Origin of the sequence: Streptomyces sp. AM 4-1-1, from assembly GCF_029167625.1 — a bacterium.
GTDB lineage: Bacteria > Actinomycetota > Actinomycetes > Streptomycetales > Streptomycetaceae > Streptomyces.
Window position 1 is genome coordinate 3,927,245 of record NZ_CP119145.1, and the last position, 16,907, is coordinate 3,944,151.

Annotated in this window: 12 protein-coding genes and 1 pseudogene; 7 read left to right on the forward strand and 6 right to left on the reverse strand. The window is 70.6% G+C overall.

Going from position 1 to position 16,907, the window contains the following annotated elements:
- Positions 1 to 263 precede the first annotated feature (263 nt).
- Together PZB75_RS16875 and PZB75_RS16880 are read left to right on the forward strand one after the other, a co-directional pair.
- Positions 264 to 1,253, forward strand: a complete 990-nt coding sequence (locus tag PZB75_RS16875) for a hypothetical protein (RefSeq protein WP_275536129.1) — start codon at positions 264 to 266, stop codon at positions 1,251 to 1,253.
- 62 nt (positions 1,254 to 1,315) lie between these two features.
- Positions 1,316 to 1,678 (forward strand): hypothetical protein, encoded by a 363-nt coding sequence (locus tag PZB75_RS16880; RefSeq protein ID WP_275536130.1) that lies wholly within the window; start codon positions 1,316 to 1,318, stop codon positions 1,676 to 1,678.
- 87 nt (positions 1,679 to 1,765) lie between these two features.
- On the opposite strand, the gene PZB75_RS16885 is transcribed toward PZB75_RS16880, so the two are convergent.
- The 3 genes from PZB75_RS16885 to PZB75_RS16895 are packed head-to-tail and all read right to left on the reverse strand — an operon-like array spanning position 1,766 to position 5,392.
- Positions 1,766 to 3,085, reverse strand: a complete 1,320-nt coding sequence (locus PZB75_RS16885; RefSeq protein WP_275536131.1) for a UDP-glucose/GDP-mannose dehydrogenase family protein — start codon at positions 3,083 to 3,085, stop codon at positions 1,766 to 1,768.
- The gene (locus PZB75_RS16890) at positions 3,082 to 3,597 is read right to left on the reverse strand and encodes an NUDIX domain-containing protein (protein ID WP_275536132.1); all 516 of its coding nucleotides are present in this window, start codon (positions 3,595 to 3,597) and stop codon (positions 3,082 to 3,084) included. The genes PZB75_RS16885 and PZB75_RS16890 overlap by 4 nt, the downstream gene beginning before the upstream one ends.
- 28 nt (positions 3,598 to 3,625) lie before the next feature.
- Positions 3,626 to 5,392 (reverse strand): asparagine synthase-related protein, encoded by a 1,767-nt coding sequence (locus PZB75_RS16895; protein ID WP_275536133.1) that lies wholly within the window; start codon positions 5,390 to 5,392, stop codon positions 3,626 to 3,628.
- Positions 5,393 to 5,728: 336 nt separating this feature from the next.
- Here PZB75_RS16895 and PZB75_RS16900 point away from each other — a divergent pair, with 336 nt between their 5' ends.
- Positions 5,729 to 7,126, forward strand: a complete 1,398-nt coding sequence (locus tag PZB75_RS16900) for a sporulation protein (protein ID WP_275536134.1) — start codon at positions 5,729 to 5,731, stop codon at positions 7,124 to 7,126.
- A gap of 214 nt (positions 7,127 to 7,340) precedes the next feature.
- On the opposite strand, the gene PZB75_RS16905 is transcribed toward PZB75_RS16900, so the two are convergent.
- Positions 7,341 to 10,238 (reverse strand): LuxR family transcriptional regulator, encoded by a 2,898-nt coding sequence (locus PZB75_RS16905; RefSeq protein WP_275536135.1) that lies wholly within the window; start codon positions 10,236 to 10,238, stop codon positions 7,341 to 7,343.
- Positions 10,239 to 10,495: 257 nt separating this feature from the next.
- Here PZB75_RS16905 and PZB75_RS16910 point away from each other — a divergent pair, with 257 nt between their 5' ends.
- The 4 genes from PZB75_RS16910 (at position 10,496) to PZB75_RS16925 (ending at position 15,255) form a co-directional block, all read left to right on the forward strand.
- On the forward strand, positions 10,496 to 12,067 hold the full coding sequence (locus PZB75_RS16910) for a S8 family peptidase (RefSeq protein ID WP_275536136.1): 1,572 nt from the start codon (positions 10,496 to 10,498) through the stop codon (positions 12,065 to 12,067).
- 146 nt (positions 12,068 to 12,213) lie between these two features.
- Positions 12,214 to 14,322 carry a trypsin-like serine protease gene (locus PZB75_RS16915; RefSeq protein ID WP_275536137.1) on the forward strand — a complete coding sequence of 703 codons (2,109 nt, stop codon included), beginning with the start codon at positions 12,214 to 12,216 and terminating at the stop codon, positions 14,320 to 14,322.
- 134 nt (positions 14,323 to 14,456) lie between these two features.
- Positions 14,457 to 14,747 carry a hypothetical protein gene (locus PZB75_RS16920; RefSeq protein WP_275536138.1) on the forward strand — a complete coding sequence of 97 codons (291 nt, stop codon included), beginning with the start codon at positions 14,457 to 14,459 and terminating at the stop codon, positions 14,745 to 14,747.
- A gap of 133 nt (positions 14,748 to 14,880) precedes the next feature.
- Positions 14,881 to 15,255: a nuclear transport factor 2 family protein gene (locus tag PZB75_RS16925; RefSeq protein ID WP_275536139.1), complete on the forward strand. Its 375-nt coding sequence runs from the start codon at positions 14,881 to 14,883 to the stop codon at positions 15,253 to 15,255.
- A 76-nt stretch (positions 15,256 to 15,331) separates the two neighbouring features.
- On the opposite strand, the pseudogene PZB75_RS16930 reads toward PZB75_RS16925, so the two are convergent.
- Both PZB75_RS16930 and PZB75_RS16935 read right to left on the reverse strand, forming a co-directional pair.
- A pseudogene (locus tag PZB75_RS16930) lies at positions 15,332 to 15,460 on the reverse strand (DUF397 domain-containing protein); the annotation flags it as partial.
- Between the two features lie 17 nt (positions 15,461 to 15,477).
- Positions 15,478 to 16,872, reverse strand: a complete 1,395-nt coding sequence (locus PZB75_RS16935) for a helix-turn-helix transcriptional regulator (RefSeq protein ID WP_275536140.1) — start codon at positions 16,870 to 16,872, stop codon at positions 15,478 to 15,480.
- Positions 16,873 to 16,907: the final 35 nt, after the last annotated feature.

Here is a 16,907-nt window from a genome sequence, read left to right on the forward strand (position 1 = left end):
TGATCACTCCGTCGGGTGAACTGTGCGGCGACGACGACCTGCCGCGGCGATGCCCCGACGCCCCACCCCCACAGGAAAACCGCAGGTGGACAGGGGACCGAGAGGTGCAACGAGCCCCGTACGCGCCCGTTTTGTTGCCGTTGGAGGGGTCATGACGCGTAGCACTACATTCGCCGCAATCGACCTCAACGTGCCCGTCGAGCACAGAAGAGCCCCCGCGGTGTTGGCCCACCCGGGGGCATGACATTAGGAGCGACCTCCCAATGCGTATCCACCGTACAAGGCAGACCACGTGCTTCTCCACCTTCGGTAACGCCCTTCTCCGCGACCGCAGCATCTCCTGGTGCGCGGCAGGCGTACTGGTGTACCTCCTGAGCCTCCCCGAGGGCGCCCGCGCCTCCGTTCGCGCCCTTGCCGCGCAGCGCAGGGAAGGCCGCGCCACGATCGCCAACGCCCTGCGTGAGCTGGAGGATTCGCGGTATCTGCGCCGCCTGGTCCTCAAGAACGCGGACACCGGCCAACTGATCACGGTGTACGAGGTGTTCGACTCCCCGTACGACCAGGAAATGGTCCAGAACCTGGCCTCCGGGGAGCCGGACACCGGCGTGGCGGGCCCGCTCCCCAAGGGAGAAAGGACAGGAGAACAAGTACCTCCCTCCCCGGCACACGAGCACGAGCCGCACCCGGACCAGCGCCCGGTTCGGCGACCGAGGCCCCGACCGGCCCCCTCCCGCAGGCGGAAGCCCGTGCTGCCCAGGCTCTCCGCGCTCTCCGTGCCCGAACAGCTCAGGTCGGCGACCGAGTTGCTGCTGTCGCTGGGCCGCCGCGACGTCCGGCTCACCCTGGGCACGGCGGAGGCCGTCCGGCTGGCCCCGAAGGTCGAGGAGTGGCGGGCGGCGGGCGCGAGCGACGCGCAGCTCCGCGAGGCGCTGACGGCCGGGCTGCCCGCGCAGGTGCTCTCGGCGCCCGGACTGGTCATGGACCGACTGCGCCGCAAGCTGCCCACCCCGCCCCCGGCAGCACCGCCGCAGTCACCGCCCCGCCCCGGCGAGTGCGCGGAGTGCGGGGCGCCCGTGAACACGGCGGGGGAGTGCCGCGCCTGTACGACCCCGGCCCCCGCACGGCGACCGGAGCTCCAGGGATACATCCAGGCCGCGCAGAGGGGCCGCGCGGCGGTACGGGCGGCCCTGGGCGCTCGCGACGGCTCGGACGACCGCACAGCAAGGCCCGCGGTCGCCCAGGGCGCACTGTGAGCGACCGCCTCGACCGTCGCTCTCCAGGAACCCCCAAGCCGCGGTCGGCGTCCTCAACGATCATGAGGGAACGCATCGAAGCACTGAGAGGCGTCGAGGCACTGAGCGGCAGCGGGGTGGCCCTGGTCGGCGGCTTCGCGGGGCTGCTGGGATGGGCTGCCGACGCGGAACTCCGGGCACGTGCCGGATACCAGCGAGGACCGGCCTGGCACGTCCTGTACGCGGAACTCCCGCTGACCGTCCTCGCGGGTGTGGCGGTGGCCCTGACGGCATGGTTGCTGCCCCGACGCCTGCGGGCAGGACGGTACGCGGCCGGGTACGCGGGGCGCGTCGCACTCGCCGCCGTAGCGCTGACCAGATTTTGGTCTGTGGTCGAGCGCTGGTACGAGGGACTGCCGGAACCGCTGCCGGACCGCAAGCCCTGAGGGTCGCCGCGTACTCCCGGGCGTGGGCACGACGGCAGCCACGGCACGGGCGCGCTCGGAGAATCAGCCCCTGTCAGTCCCCTGAGATCAGGGGCGGCCGAGAGCGCGAACGGTCCAGCCCGCTTCGCGCCAGGTGTCGGCGTCAAGGGTGCCGCGCCCATCGATGACCTTCTGGCTCGTAGCGCGGTGGGCGAGACAGCAGGGGTCGACGTGGTTGAACTGCGGCCACTCCGTCAGGTGCAGGAGCAGGTCTGCGTCCTGGACTGCGGCGATCGGGTCGTCGACGTAGTCGAGCTCGGGGTAGGTCTTGCGGGCGTTGTCGAGGGCTTTGGGGTCGGTGACGGTGACGGCGGCCCCGAGTTCGTGGAGCTTGTGGGCGACGGCGAGGGCGGGTGAGTCGCGGATGTCGTCGGTGTTCGGCTTGAAGGCGGCGCCCCAGACGGTGATCCGCTTGCCCATGAGGTTGCCGTCGAGCTGTTCGCGGGCGAGGTCGACCATGCGTTCGCGGCGCCGGGTGTTGATCGCGTCGACCTCGCGTAGGAACGTCAGGGCCTGGTCGGCGCCGAGCTCAGCGGCGCGGGCCATGAAGCCACGGATGTCCTTGGGCAGGCAGCCGCCACCGAAGCCGAGACCGGGCCGCATGCCGCGTCGACCGATGCGGACGTCGTGGCCGAGGATGTCGGCGAGTCGGCCGACATCGGCACCCGCTGTCTCGCAGACCTCGGCCATCGCGTTGATGAACGAGATCTTCGTGGCGAGGAAGGAGTTCGCGGAAGCCTTCGCGAGTTCGGCGGTGGCCCAGTCGGTGACGATCGTCGGTGTCCCCGCCTCGATGATCTTGCCGAAGCACTGCCGCAGGACGGCTTCGGCCCGGGTGCGTGCGGTGTTGAAGCCGAGGACGAGTCGGTCGGGACGGAGGGTGTCCTCGATGGCGAACGACTCGCGCAGGAACTCAGGGTTCCAGGCGACCTCGATTTTCTCGCCCGCCGGAGCGCACTTGCGCAGGATTTCCGCGACGCGTGGTGCGGTACCCACCGGGACGGTCGACTTGACCGCGATCACGGCCGGGCCGTGCAGGTGCGGGGCGAGCCGACGAACGGCGGAGAACAGCTGGGTGAGGTCGTAGGCGTCTTCTCCGGCCTGCTGCGGGGTGCCGACGCCGATGAAGTGCAGGTCGCCGTGGGCGGCGGCTTCGGCGTAGGAGGCGCTGAACTTCAGCCGGCCCGTCGCGATGTGCTTGGCCAGCAGGTCATCCAGGTCATGTTCGAAGAACGGGGCCTTTCCGGTGTTGAGGACATGGATCTTGTCCATGTCGGTGTCCATGCCGATCACTTCGTGGCCGAGTTCAGCCATGCAGGCCGCGTGGGTGGCTCCGAGGTAGCCGCAACCGATGACGGTGAGCTTCACGAGCAGGTTTCCTTCCAGGTGAGGCCGCTTGCGGCGGCCCCACCTCTCCCCGCCCGAAAAGGGCGGGGAGAGGTGGCGGGCCGGGCGGCCAGATAGCGGTGGATCCCGTCACGGATGAACGGCGGAATCGTGAGGATGTCGAGGTGTTCGGGGGCGAAGAACTGGAGCTTGACGCCCTCGGCGAGAGGCAGCCGGGACTCGTCGCCGTCCCAGCTGCCACAGAAGAAGGTGATGATTTGGCCGGAGCCGTGGGTGTCTCGGATCTCGAAGAGTTCGGCCAGGTCGGCGACGGTCAGACCGGCCTCTTCGTCGAGCTCACGGACGATCGCTGCGGCCGGGGTTTCATCGCCGTCGGCACCGCCTCCCAGCAGGCTCCAGTGGTCGGGCCAGGCAATGACGCCCGGCAGGTCGTCGCGCAGGTGGAGGAGGAGTTCACCGCGCCGGTTGACGATGACCGCGACCGCTCCGCGGGCGGTGGACGGCTGTGGTGAGCTGTTGGTGTCGGATCGCATCCGACCACCGTAGTAACGGAGTTGAAGGTCATGCCGCAGCCCCCACCGTCTGCTTCGAAAGCCAGGCGGCTACCGTCAGAGCCTGCATCCGGGTGCGGTCGAACCGGCCGCCAGGCTTCAGCCCGCTCTCCAGCAACGGCCGCCAGACCGCCGGCGCGTCCGTGAGGGCGGTGCGGATCCGATCATCGGTCCAGGCGGCGAGGGGCCCGTTGAGCCACGTGGGGACGGGGCTGGCGAAGCCGAGCTTGTCCCGGCTGCCCCAGACCTCCCGCGGCAGCCCCAGGGCCTTCGCCGCATCACGCAGGATCCGCTTTCCCTCGGCCGGATCGCAGATCTTGTGCTCAACCGGGAGCCGGTAGGACAGCTCGATCAGGTCGCGGGCGAGGTAGGGCGACCGGCGTTCGAGGCCGTAGGCAGAGGCGAGTTTGTCGCTGGTCATCACCAGCGGACGCCAGGCCGTGGCCAGGTCGGCCAACGTGAGCGCGCGGGCCGGATCTCCGCAGGCTCGGCTCATCGCACTGCCGACCAGGTCGCGGATTCGCCCCTCGGGGTCAGGGCCGCGCAGGACGAGCCGGGTGACAGCCTCCGCCGGGTCCAGGCTTTGCCCGGCGATGTGCATCAGCTTCGCGGCCAGCGGTCGGTACGCCTCCAGCCCAGCAGCCAGGACAGCATCGGGGCCGAAGAGGACGAGGGCGTGACGGACATAGCCCATCAGGAACTCGTCCGGCCCCAGCCCGCCGACGACGACCTTGAGTCCGAGATCGGACGCTTTGCGGTAGGCCATGTACTCGGAGAACGTCGACGCGTTGCCCATCGGATAGTCCAGCGCCGAGACCATGTGCGGCAGCACCGTCGCGAAGTCGGCGCTGTCCGGCTCGACCACCACCAGCTCGGCCCCGATGTCACGGGCGATCGTTGCTGCGATTTTGGACTCGTCGAGGCGGTCCTGGCCCGGGTAGCGGACCGTGATGCAGGCCGGAGGGCGCATCAGGTATGCCAGCACCGAGGAGTCCAGGCCGCCCGACAACAGCAGGGCGAAATCTCCGGTCGGGACCCGCAGCGGGACCTGCTCGGCCAGCACCACCGAGAAGCGGGCCAGAGCCTCCTTGTAGTCGCCGTCGAAGGGCCGGGTTCCTTCCAGCGACCACCAGGTGTGCTGATCGAGGGAGCCGGTGGCGGTGTCGAAGGCCATCAGGGTGGCGGGGGACAGCAGTTGGATGCCTTGGAAGGGGGTGTCGGCGCCGGTCGGGGTCTCGATGGAGACCGTCTCGGGCCGCAGGACCGGCGGGGCACTGCCGTAGCCGGTCAGGGTCGTGACCTCGGAGGCGAACGCGAGCCGGCCGCCGTCCAGCCGCCAGTAGAGCGGCTTCTCCCCCAGCCGGTCCCGGGCGAGGAAGAGCTTGCGAACGCGTGGGTCGTAGATCGCCAGGGCGAACATGCCGTCCAGACCGTCCAAGCAGGATGGGCCGATCTTCGCCCAGGCCCGCAGCAAGAAGTGCGCGTCCGACTCCCGGGCGGCCAGCTCGATTCCCCAGGCTTTCGCCTGTCGGCGGAAGTTGTAGATCTCGCCGTTGAAGGCCAGCAGCACCCCGGTGGGGCGGTCGAGGTAGGGGCCGGGCATGGCCTGCGGGTCGACGATCAGCAGCGTGTTCATCGCCAGCACCGCCCGCCCGTCGACCGACGTGACGTGCATCGTGCCGTCCGGTCCGCGGTGTGCCTGCGAGAGGCCCATCGCTTCTACCGTCGTCTCGTGCCGGGAGGCGTCGCCTCCGGCCAGTCCTGCGATTCCACACATCTGGTTCACCCCCGAGGGTGGTTGGGATGCCTTGGCGGCGACCACCACCGGAAAGAGGTCTCTCCGGTTCCTGCGGTGGCCTGGACCCTCATCACACCGGTCGCAGGTGATCGCGGGGAGGGCTCGCAGGGAGGCTCACAACTCGCGTGCGCGGTTCACCGCGAGCCCGCAAGGCAATACCCTCGGTGGCCCGACACACGGGAAACGTGCCCGGACGAAAATGCTCAGCTGCCGTCGCGTGCCGCTGAACGTACTCAGCGGCGTACGACTTCTGGGCTTCGGGCAGGGCGACTCTTCGTGTGCGCAACGCTTCAGTGACTGGTCAAGGGGGCCGTCGTGACATCGACCGTCCGTCGGAGCCGCCCGCCCAACGCGGATCTGGCCCAACTCATCGAAAACTGCGGTGCGAGCCGCAAGTCCCTGGCCCTCCGGATCAATCAGCTCGCTCAGCAGGCCGGAATCACCACCGACTACTCGCATACCTCGGTGGCGAACTGGTGTCGGCGCGGGATGAAGCCGAAGTGGCCCGTTCCCAAGCTCCTCGCCCAGGCGATCGGTGAACGGCTGGGGCGGCCCGTCAGCCTTGCCGAAATAGGTATGGGCGATGCGCAGACACCGGATGCGAACGTGGGGTTGGATTTTCCGCGAGATCCCACTGACGCCGTCCGCGTCGCCACTTCGTTCTGGAGCTCCGTGAACCGCCGCGATTTCCTCACCACGGGCGCATCCGGCTTCGCCGTGTCCGCCTTCACCACCCCGGTAACCCGCTGGCTGGTCACTCCCGCCGACGAGACCGCCGATCACGACGGCGGCCACCGGGTCGGCCGAGCGGACCTCGACGAACTGCGCGAGGCCGCTGACGACGCCCGGCGCTGGGACTCCAAATACGGGGGCGGGAACTGGAAGGCCAACTCCGTCACCACCTGTCTCCAGGAGCGGGCGGCCCCACTGCTGCGAGGCTCTTTCGCTGACGGTGTCGGCCGCGAGCTGTTCTCCGTCACCGCGGAGCTGTCCCGGCTGGCCGGGTGGACGGCTTTCGATGTCGGAGAGCACGACGTCGCCCAACGGCACTTCATCCAGGCCCTCCGCCTCGCCCGCGCCGGCGGCGACGTGCAACTGGGCTGCTATGTCCTGACCACGATGGCCATGCAGTCGCTCCTGCGCGGGTTCGCCGGTGAGGCCGTCGACATGGCCCAGGGTGCCTACGAGCGGGCGAAGGGCCAGGCGGTGCCGCGAGTACTGGCGTTCACCAAGCTGATCGAGGCCCGTGCTCACGCCCGCGAGAACGACCCCCGGGCCGCCTCCCGGGCCCTTGCCGCCTCCGAGACGCTGCTGGAACAGACGAAGGACGACAGTGGCGACGAGCCCGCGTGGATCGACTTCTATCACCACGCCCGCCTGTCCGCCGATGCCGCCGAGGTCTTCCGCGACCTGAAGAAGCCCAAGGCCGCCCTGGCCTGGAACCAGCGGGCGGCGGCCATGCCCTCGGGCGTCTTCACCCGCTCCGTCGGCATGCGCCTGGCGATCGTGGGGTCCGCCCACCTCCAGGCCCGCGACCTGGACCTCGGCCTGGAACTGGGCCATCGCTCCGTCGACATCCTCGCCCGTGTCCAGTCCAGCCGGGCCCTGGACTACGTCCGCGAGTTCAACACCGCACTGGCCCCTTGGAGGCGCGAACCGGCCGTGCGCGACTTCATCCACCGCGCCCGCGCCGAACTCGCCGTCGCCGCCTGACCGGCGGCCAGGACACCGACGCCCGCCCCGGCCACCCAGCGCAACGCCTCGGCGCGGGTGATCGAATGCCTCGTCGTGTATGCGCGCCTAAAGGGCTGTCCCGCAATCCCTGGTGGGCGTGCGGGACAGCCCTCAGCCAGGCGGCCACCCACCCAACAGTGCGTGCCTGGTCACGGTCAGCTCGGGTGGATACGGGCCCGATCCGCGTCGACGGTCAGAGGTGGATCTCCTGCCGTGATCTCACCCCGAGTTTGCGCAGCACCTTGGCCACGTGTTCCTCGACCGTCCGAGGGGACAGGAACATCGCCTGGGCGATCTCGCGGTTGGTGCGGCCGTGTGCCAGCAGGCGCGTCACCTCGCGTTCCCGGGGCGAGAGTTCGTTGCCGTAGCCACGTCGGCCACGCGGCGAGGGGGTGCTCGCACCGGCGCCGCGGATCAGGTGGCGGCAGCGGGCCGCGTCCGTGGTCGCGCCGAACTCCTCGTAGGTGCGCGCGAGATCGGTGAGCGCGGTGACGTCGGCCGCGCGCGCCGCCACCGACTCGGTGAGCCGGGCCGCCCGGTAGGGGAACCCGAGGGCCTCGAAGCGGCCGATCGCCTCGTCGCAGAGGCGGTCCGTGCCGGTCAGGTCCCCCGCCGCCTCCGCGAGTCGCGCTCGGGCGGCGATCAGCGACGCCTGTGCCAGCGGCGCGTCGATCCCGTCGAGCCCGGCGGCCAGGTCGGCCACGAAGGCGTGCGCGTCGTCGTGGCGTCCGGCGGCCACGTACGCCTCCACGGCCGGGCAGGCCAGCTCCCCCGCCCAGGACCACACGCCCTTGCGCCGGATCAGTGCCGCGCCCCGGTCGGCGTACTCGCAGGCCGCCGCCGTGTCGTCGCGGTTCGACAGCAGCGTGACCATCGCGCCGAGCGCGGCGGCGGCGACCGGGATGATGGCCGAGTCGGGCTGATCCATGCGGGTGGCCTTGAAGGCGGTCTCCGCGCGGCCCCAGTCGCCGCGCGCGGTCGCCAGCCAGCCCTTCACCAGATTCAGTTCGCTGGTCACCCACAAGAGGTGGGCGTAGGTCTGCATGAGCCGTTCGACCCGTTCCGCCAGGCCGTCCCAGTCGCCGACGTGCCAGTCGAGCCGGGCGCGGGTGGCCTCGGCGGTGCCCACCACGTAGGACGCCCCCGCGCGCTTGGCCAGGTCCAGGCCGCTGTGCAGGAACTCCCGGGCCCGCCCGTAGTGTCCGGTCCACGAGCAGCCGTCGGCCAGATTGCAGTGCGCGCGTGCCAGCGCGCGCAGCGTCTCGGCGTCGACCGGTCCGGACGCGGGGGGCAGCAGGCCGAGCCGGTCCCACACCCGCCGGTCGCCGACGTGCACCCGGGCTCCGAGGGTGGACGCCAGCAGCTCCGTACGCAGACCGCCCGGCTCCAGGGCCTCCACGTGCGCGTCCACCCGCTCCAGCCAGACCAGGTCGTCGGCGTACGGGCCGGTGCTGATGTAGGGCAGGGCCAGCACGGACATGCCGCGCAGCCGGCGTTCGGGCCGGCCGTGCAGCGCTTCGACGGCCAGCTCGATCTCCGCCCGGCCCCGGCCCATCCCGCCCGGCCTGCGGATCAGCAGCAACCCCAGCCACAGGTGCACCTCGCCGCGCACCTCGTCCGAGAGGCGGGGATCGGACGACAACTGCTCGATCTGTGTGGTGACCTCCTGGTGGTGCAGGCCCATCAGCGCGGATTCGCACAGGTTGACCGCGAGCCGGTCCACGTCCCCGGCCGGGACGGTGGGTTCGGCCACCGCGGCGCAGAGCAGTTCCATCGCGGTGAAGGTGTCCCCGGCCCGTACCGCCGCGTCGGCCGCCGCCTCGCTGTAGCGCAGCCAGTCCGCCGTCAGCCCGGCGCGTTTGCAGTGCGAGGCCAGCTGGACCAGCGGCGGCGGGTCCATCCGTGCCAGCTCCCGTACCGCGCGCACGTGCAGTTCCTGGCGGTACGGGCCCGAGAGCGATTCGTAGACCGCCCGTTGGCCGAGCGCGTGCCGGAAGCCGTACGCGTTCTCCGCGGCCTCCACCAGCACCGCCTGCTCCAGCAGCCGGGTGACGTGCGCCCTGCTCCCCTTCACTCCGGCGACCGCGCTCAGCAGCGCGACCGACGCGGGGACCCCGAGGACCGCCGACGCCTGCGCGACGGTACGCGCGTCGTCCGGCAGCGCGTGCATGCGCTCGGCCATCGCCTCACGCAGCAGTACGGGCACCTCGACGATGTCCAGCAGACGGCGAGCCGTCTCCTCGTCGGCGCACAGCCGCTCCTCCAGAGCGCGCAGCGCGCACGTCGTCTCCTCCACCACGAAGGGGATACCGGCGGTGCGCTGCCGCACGATCTCGGCGAACCCCTCGGCCACCGGAGCGCCGAGGATCGCCTCGGCCAGCTCCCGTACGCCGTCGGTGTCCAGCGGCCCCAGGGTCAGGTGCGCCCCGGTGGCGCCCGGCGGTGCGCGGAACGGCCGGCCCAGCGGCGCGTTGCCCGCCAGGTCCTCGCGGCGGTAGGTCATGACCAGCGAAAGGCCGGGGGGCGGGTCGGTCATCACGAACCGCAGGAGCTGCCGGGTGCCCTCGTCCGCCCAGTGCATGTCCTCGATGACCAGGACGACCCGGCCCAGCGCGGCCAGCAGGTCGCGGACGGCGCGGAAGACCTGGTGCTGCTCGGCGCCGGGATCGCCCAGCGGTGGCAGCGCGGGCGGCAGCGAGTCGGCGAGCTCGGGCAGATAGGGGCGGAGCGCACCGACGACGGGGCTCAGCTTCTCCCGTCTTCGCCCCAGTTGGCCCGCGCACTGGCGCAGGCAGTCGAGGACGACGCCGTACGGGAACGGATCGCGCAGCGGCTGGCAGTACTGGACCAGGGTCCGTGGTGGACGTCCGCGCGGGCCGGCGATCGGTTCGGTGGTCAGTCCGGTGATCAGTTCGGCGATCAGGCGGGACTTGCCGACGCCCGCCTCCCCCTCGACGAAGATCACCGATGGTGCGGCGGCGACGGCGGTGATCAGGGCCCGCAGTTCCCGGTCGCGGCCCACAAGCACCGGTGAGCTGGTCCGCAGCACCGCCGGGGACGGGGCTCTGGCCGGCTGCGCACCATTCGTCATCGTCCCGCTCCCGCCAAAAATCCTGGCTTGACCGTTGATCATTGATGAGGTGTCCAGAGGATAGCCAAGGCGGTGTTGTTCCGGAAGGCCGTGTTCCCGGTCGGCAAAATCCCGTACCTCTACGGGTAGTTCCCACGGTTGTTCGGGCGACCGGGCCGGGGGGATCGTTCTCGCCGAGTGGTTCACCGTTCCCCGACCCCCGGCGGCCACTCCTCATGTCCGGATCGCCGGACCCTGAGCGGGGAGACGGAGTTCTCATGCGAGACAGATCCTTGCACGGCACACGACGTGCCGGCACGGTGGCCGTGCTGGCCGCCGCCGCGCTGGCCGTCGGCGGCACGGCCGGCGCACAGCCGCCCCAGGCCGCCGGTCCCATGGCCGAAGCCGCGGTCCAGAAGGCTTCCCACCCCGTTCAGGGACAGTACATCGTCGTTCTGAAGGACGACGCGCCCAAGGCAGCGGCCGGGCAGGCCACCAGCCTGGCCAAGCGCTACGGCGCCTCGGTCTCCAGGACCTTCTCCGCCACGTTCAACGGCTTCACCGTCCACGGCACCAGTGCGCAGGAGGCCCGGCGGCTCGCGGCCGACCCGTCCGTCAAGGCGGTGTACGAGGACGGCACCACCCGCGCCACGGCCGACCAGCTGAACCCGCCCTCGTGGGGGCTGGACCAGAGCGACCAGAAGACCACCAGCCTCGACAAGAAGTACTCCTATCCGAACACCGCTGACGGCATCACCGCCTACGTCATCGACTCCGGTGTGGCCAAGAACCACACCGAGTTCGAGGGCCGGGCCGGCTTCGGCTACGACTTCGTCGACAACGACACGGATGCCACCGACTGCTTCTGGCACGGAACGCACGTGGCGGGCACCATCGCCGGCAAGACCGTCGGCATCGCCAAGAAGGCCAAGGTCGTCGCGGTGCGGACGCTCGGCTGTGACGGCAGCGGCCCCGACTCGGCCACCATCGCGGGCATGGAGTGGGTCGCCACCAACGGCAAGGGCCCGGCCGTGGTCAACATGAGCCTCGGCATGGACTCCGTCGGCGTCGGTGACCAGCAGGTCAAGGCGCTGGTGGCCAAGGGCTTCGTCGTCGTGGTCGCGGGCGGCAACGACGGTGTGGACTCCTGCGGTGTGAGCCCCGCCCGGGTGCCCGAGGCGATCACGGTCGGCTGGATGAACCAGGGCGGCAGCCGCAGCGGCAACTACGGCAGCTGCCTCGACCTGTTCGCACCCGGCGGCAACATCACCTCCGCCGACAACACCGGCGGTTACCGCTCCGGCAGCGGTACGTCCATGGCGACTCCGCACGTCGCGGGTGCGGCGGCGATGTACCTGGAGGCCAACCGGAGTGCCACCCCGCAGCAGGTGCGCGACGCGCTCGTCAACAACGCCACGCCGAACCTGGTCACCAACGCCGGGTCCGGTTCGCCGAACAAGCTGCTGTACACCGGCTTCATCGGAGGCAGCGGCCCGAGTCCGGTCTGCGGCACCAAGTCCAACGCCCAGGCCGTGACCATCCCCGACGCGGGAGAGGGCAGCAGCGACATCACCCAGGACTCCTGCGCCGGCAACGCCTCGTCCGCGCTCGCGGTGAAGGTCGACATCGACCACACGTACAGCGCCGACCTGTCCATCGACCTCGTCGGGCCGAGCGGCGCAAGCTACTCGCTGCTGCGTTCGGGCGGCGTCGGTACCGCGGGCGGCGTCCACAAGACCTTCACGGTCGACGCCTCCGCCGAGAAGGCCAACGGCGTCTGGAAGCTGCGGGTCAAGGACGCGTACCGGTACGACACCGGCGTGCTCACCGGCTGGTCGATCACCTTCTGAGTCGCCGGGAGAGCCGGGCACCGGTCCGCTCCCGGGACCGTCCCCGGCGCTTCAGCGAAACACACCCGAGGACAACTCCTTCCGCACCCCTTTCCCGGCCGTCCTCTCCTCGCCCCCCCACTCACCACACCACCAAGGGATCGTCCATGAGAGCAAGACATCTGCTACGGCCGCTGATCGTGGCGGTGGCCGTAGCCCTCCTGCCGGCCGCCATACCGGCCGCGGCCGCCACGCACAGCGGGCCCACCCCCGCCCACGCCGCCATCCCCACCGATCAACTGCATCCCGACGAGAGCGCCGCCACCCCCAAGGTGGTCAACGGGCAGCGCACCACGGTCAGGGAGAACCCGTCCCTCATCACCGGCCTGCGCGTCGGCGGCGGCGGCCCCCAGGGAGCCTCCTGTACCGCGTCGGTGGTCGGCCGGAACAAGATCCTCACCGCCGCGCACTGCATGATCGACGCCACCGGCGCGAAGAGCTATCTGTACGGCGACGACGACCTGAACACCCCGGGCGACGAGACCTTCCGCACGAAGCTCGCCTCCTACAAGGTGCACCCGAAGTACACCGGCACCAACAGCTGGCAGAACGGTTACGACGTCGCCGTCGTGACCACGGTGGACGACATCCCGGTGCCCCCGAGCCAGTGGGCCAAGGTCGCCGGTTCGGGTGACAGCGCGCTCACCCAGCCCGGCAGGACCGGGACGGCGTTCGGCTGGGGCAAGACCTCCGCCAACGGCTCCACCGGCGTGCTCAACAAGACCACGATGCCGGTCAACGACGCCGCCAACTGCCAGGTGTTCGACATCCGGGTCAACCCCGACCTGATGGTCTGCATCGGTTACAACGACGGACGCACCGCGACCTGCTCGGGTGACAGCGGTGGCCCGTTCACCGTGGACGGCGTCGTGGTCGGCCTCGTGTCATGGGGCGCGAGCAACTGCGACCGCTACAGCATCATGTCCCGCCTCACCAACACGATGGGTGACTGGGCCAAGGGCGAGATCGGCAGCGATCCGGGCGACGGTACGTTCTCGGTGGCTCTCGACCCCGCCTCCGGTCGGGTCGACGCCGGTAAGTACGTCTCCACCGGAGTGACCACCCAGGCCGGTGGCGCGGGCGCCGAGAAGGTCGACCTGTCGGCGACCGGTCTCCCCGCCGGTACGACCGCCACGTTCCAGCCCACCTCCATCCAGGCGGGCGAAGGCGCGAAGGTCACCTTCGAGACCACCGGTCAGACGCCGAAGGGCAACCACACCATCACCGTCCAGGCCAAGAGCGCGTCCGGCACCAAGACCGCGACGTACACGCTCACGGTCGACGGCGGCACGGACCCCGGCGACGGTACGTTCTCGGTGGCTCTCGACCCCGCCTCCGGTCGGGTCGACGCGGGCAAGTACGTGTCCACCACGCTGACCAGCCAGGCCGGTGGCACGGGCGCCGAGCAGATCGACCTGTCGGCGACCGGCCTCCCCGCCGGTACGACCGCCACGTTCCAGCCCACCTCCATCCGCACCGGTGAGAACGCGAAGGTCACCTTCGAGACCACCGGTCAGACGCCGAAGGGCAACCACACCATCACCGTCCAGGCCAAGAGCGCCTCGGGCACCAAGACCGCGACGTACACGCTCACGGTCGACGGCGGCACCGACCCGGGCGAGGGTACGTTCTCGGTGGCCCTCAACCCCACCTCCGGACGGGTCGACGCGGGCAACCACGTGTCCACCGCGCTGACCACCCAGGCCGGTAGCGCGGGCGCCGAGGACATCGCGCTGTCGGCGACCGGCCTCCCCGCCGGTACGACCGCCATGTTCCAGCCCACCTCCATCCAGGCCGGCGACGCCGCGAAGGTCACCTTCGAGACCTCCGCGCAGACGCCGAAGGGCAACTACGCCATCACCGTCCAGGCCAAGAGCGCCTCGGGCACCAAGACCGCGACGTACACGCTCACGGTCGACGGCACCACCACCACCGAAGGCCCCAAGCCGGTGCTGGCGGTCTCCTCCGGCACCATCAGCCGCGGCCAGATGTTCCAGACGAACGTCACGGTGACCGGTGGGCAGGGTTCCAGCAAGCTCACCGCCACGGGCGTGACGATGGACCCGATGTTCTTCCCGTCGACGGTGGCGCAGGGCGGGACCTCGCAGATGACCGTCTTCGCTCCGTTCCAGGCCGGTGTCTACAAGGTCACCGTCACGGCCACGGACCAGGCGGGGAAGAAGGGCACCGCGGAGTTCACACTGACCGTCCGCTGACCATCCACTGACGAACCCGGTCTGCGACACGGCGACACACGAGGACCCGCGAGCGCACGCTCGCGGGTCCTTCGCGTGCCATGTCCCCCGGGGGCGGAGGCCGGTGACCGACGGTGGCCTGGTGAACTGGGCGGATGCGACCACCCCGACCGGGCTCCCCCGAGGACCTTCTGCGCTCCACCGCCGAGACCATCGCCCGCCGATCGGCCATGGAGAAGAACGCGGCCTCGGCACTGCGTTCGGTCATCGACATGATCGACAACGATGAGGCGGAACTGGCCCTGGACGACCTGGCGCACGTGATCGAGTGCTTCCGCATCCCCGTCCTCCGGACGGAATACGACCAACTCGCGGCGCTGGAACCACTGTTGGACTCGGCAGGCGCACTCCTGGAATCCGGTGTCGCGCGGTTCGTCATGGAGTGACCCGCCCGACGGCCCGGCGGCCCGCCTGTCGGTCCGGTCACCTGTCCGTCCGCGCGTCCGCCTGCCCGTCCGGCCCCGCGGGTCTTGTTCCCGTCCCCGGCCCGCGTCGCGTCGGGTCTGATAGGACAGAAGGATGCAGGAACGCTCGGCTCAAGAAGCCATCGACACCTTCCTCTCCGCCTTCAACGCCTCCAGCGACAGCTATGTGACCGACCTCCTCTTCCAGGCCCTCACCCCGGACGTCATCTTCTGGGGACCCCTGGGACGCAGCCATGGCATCGAGGCGGTCGAACGGTTCGTGCTGGACATGCGAAAGCACCCGGCGGGGCCCGGCACCATGGTGCGGTGCTCGGCCGTGGACGCCCCCGACGAGTGGGCCCGCTACCGCTGGGCCCTCAGCACACCGGCCGACGGCCCACGGCTGGCGGGCACGGATGTCGTGCACCTGCGCGACGGGCGGATCGACCAGATGATCGTCTTCGCGGGCGACCTGGGAACGCCCGCCTGAGGAGCGCCCGCCTGAGGAACGCCTGACTGAGGAGCGGCCGACGGGGCCGGGGACGGCCCGGCCCTGTACGTACGCTTCAGTCTGCCCAGCCGACGAACGTCGACCACGCGTCCGGAGCGACTGTGAAGGTGGGTCCTTCGGGGACCTTGGAGTCGCGGATGTGGACGGCGTGGGGGCAGGTGGCCATCTCGACGCAATCACCGCCGTCACCATGGGTTGAGGTCAGGTGAGTGCGCCGACACGGTGGGCGAAGGACCGTACGCCAGGCAGGGTGCGGTCGTGGCGGAGCAGCCCGCCCGCCATGGTGCGTACCGCGCCACGGCGCACTTCTTGCGGGGCGGCTTCCTCGGCAGCCAGCAGGGCGCGGTAGCAGCGGTCGGGTTTGTTCCACTGGTCGAATGAGCGGGCCACGTCGATCCAGTAGCGGGCCCGGCGCTCAGCGGTCGGCAGTTGCCCGGTGTTGACGTGGCGGGCGTGGTCGATGGCCGTGCCGGCGTCGCCGAGGAGGTGGCTGATGGAGATCTGGTGCAGGAGAACCTGGCTGGGGCCGAAGAACGCCGTGCCGCCAGGGGACTGGTCCTGGCCCAGACGCCTCGCAGTGGCTTCGGCTTCGGCGATCAGGTTGTGGGCGGTGTTGCGGTCGCCGTGCTTGGCGGCGGTGTAGGCGGCGGTCGCGTAGAGGTTGCCCTGCACCGAGAGACGCTGGGTTTGAGAGGTGGTGCGGTCGGCGGCCAGTTGTTCAGCGGCGGTGACGGCGACATCGGTGGCGCGGGCGTAGTGGCCCTGGCGTCGCCAGGAGCTGGAGACCATGCGGTGTGCCTCGGCGATGGTCAGCGCGTCGGCACCTGAGAGAGCGGCGGTCAGCGCGCGGTCTGCGGTGACGGCGGCCAGTCCGTCCTCGCCGAGTTTGATGCACAGCCGGGTGGCGATGTTGTAGAGCTCTGCGACGGCCGCGGCCGACTCTTCCGTGGCACGGTGGCGGCCCAGGGCTTGGGCGAGGGCGATGCGGGAGGGCAGGGCGCGGGCGAGGCTGTCGTAGCGGCAGGTTCCGAAGTCCCGGCGGGAAGCATCCAGGGCTGCGGTGACCGCGGCGCGCGTGGGTTCGGTGCCGGTGAGATCGCCGCCGCGGTGCAGGAGCAGGTCTTCCAGGCCCGTCAGCGTCGGACGGGCAGCGGCCGGGGAGGCACCGAGGACGGTACCGGCGGTGGCGGCGGCCAGGCCGGCCAGGAGATTGCGGCGTCGCACCGGGTTCTCACCCTCTTCACCGAACAGGTCTCGTCCGTCTCGTGCGGCAACCCTAGTCCCACCGGCGGCCGGACGGGGGACGGATTCAGGGCCTGACGGCGGGGCGTGTCGGGACGCAAGGCCGAGGAGTTGGGGCGGGATGGTCAGCACGTCGGCGATCTGCTGGAGGAGGTGCATGTCCCGCATCGGCTGTTTGCCGCGTTCCATCCGGGAGATGGACGCGGCGGTGTAGCCGGTGGCCTGACCGAGCTGTGCCTGGGTGAGTTCGGCCGCGCGGCGGGCCAGGCGCACGACCGCTCCCGGGTCGCCCCGGGTGATGGCCTCGCGCATTTCTGGGGTGTGCCAGATCGAGTGGGTGTCGTGAAGGGTCACGGCCCGCTGCCTTCCGCCGGTGCTGGGGCAATCGT

Excerpts from the sequence above, each read along its gene's own strand:
- PZB75_RS16895 (WP_275536133.1), bottom strand. The coding sequence starts at position 5,392 with ATGTGTGGAATCGCAGGACTGGCCGGAGGCGACGCCTCCCGGCACGAG.
- PZB75_RS16875 (WP_275536129.1), top strand. The coding sequence starts at position 264 with ATGCGTATCCACCGTACAAGGCAGACCACGTGCTTCTCCACCTTCGGT.
- PZB75_RS16880 (WP_275536130.1), top strand. The coding sequence starts at position 1,316 with ATGAGGGAACGCATCGAAGCACTGAGAGGCGTCGAGGCACTGAGCGGC.
- PZB75_RS16890 (WP_275536132.1), bottom strand. The coding sequence starts at position 3,597 with ATGCGATCCGACACCAACAGCTCACCACAGCCGTCCACCGCCCGCGGA.
- PZB75_RS16915 (WP_275536137.1), top strand. The coding sequence starts at position 12,214 with ATGAGAGCAAGACATCTGCTACGGCCGCTGATCGTGGCGGTGGCCGTA.
- PZB75_RS16910 (WP_275536136.1), top strand. The coding sequence starts at position 10,496 with ATGCGAGACAGATCCTTGCACGGCACACGACGTGCCGGCACGGTGGCC.
- PZB75_RS16905 (WP_275536135.1), bottom strand. The coding sequence starts at position 10,238 with ATGACGAATGGTGCGCAGCCGGCCAGAGCCCCGTCCCCGGCGGTGCTG.
- PZB75_RS16925 (WP_275536139.1), top strand. The coding sequence starts at position 14,881 with ATGCAGGAACGCTCGGCTCAAGAAGCCATCGACACCTTCCTCTCCGCC.
- PZB75_RS16920 (WP_275536138.1), top strand. The coding sequence starts at position 14,457 with ATGCGACCACCCCGACCGGGCTCCCCCGAGGACCTTCTGCGCTCCACC.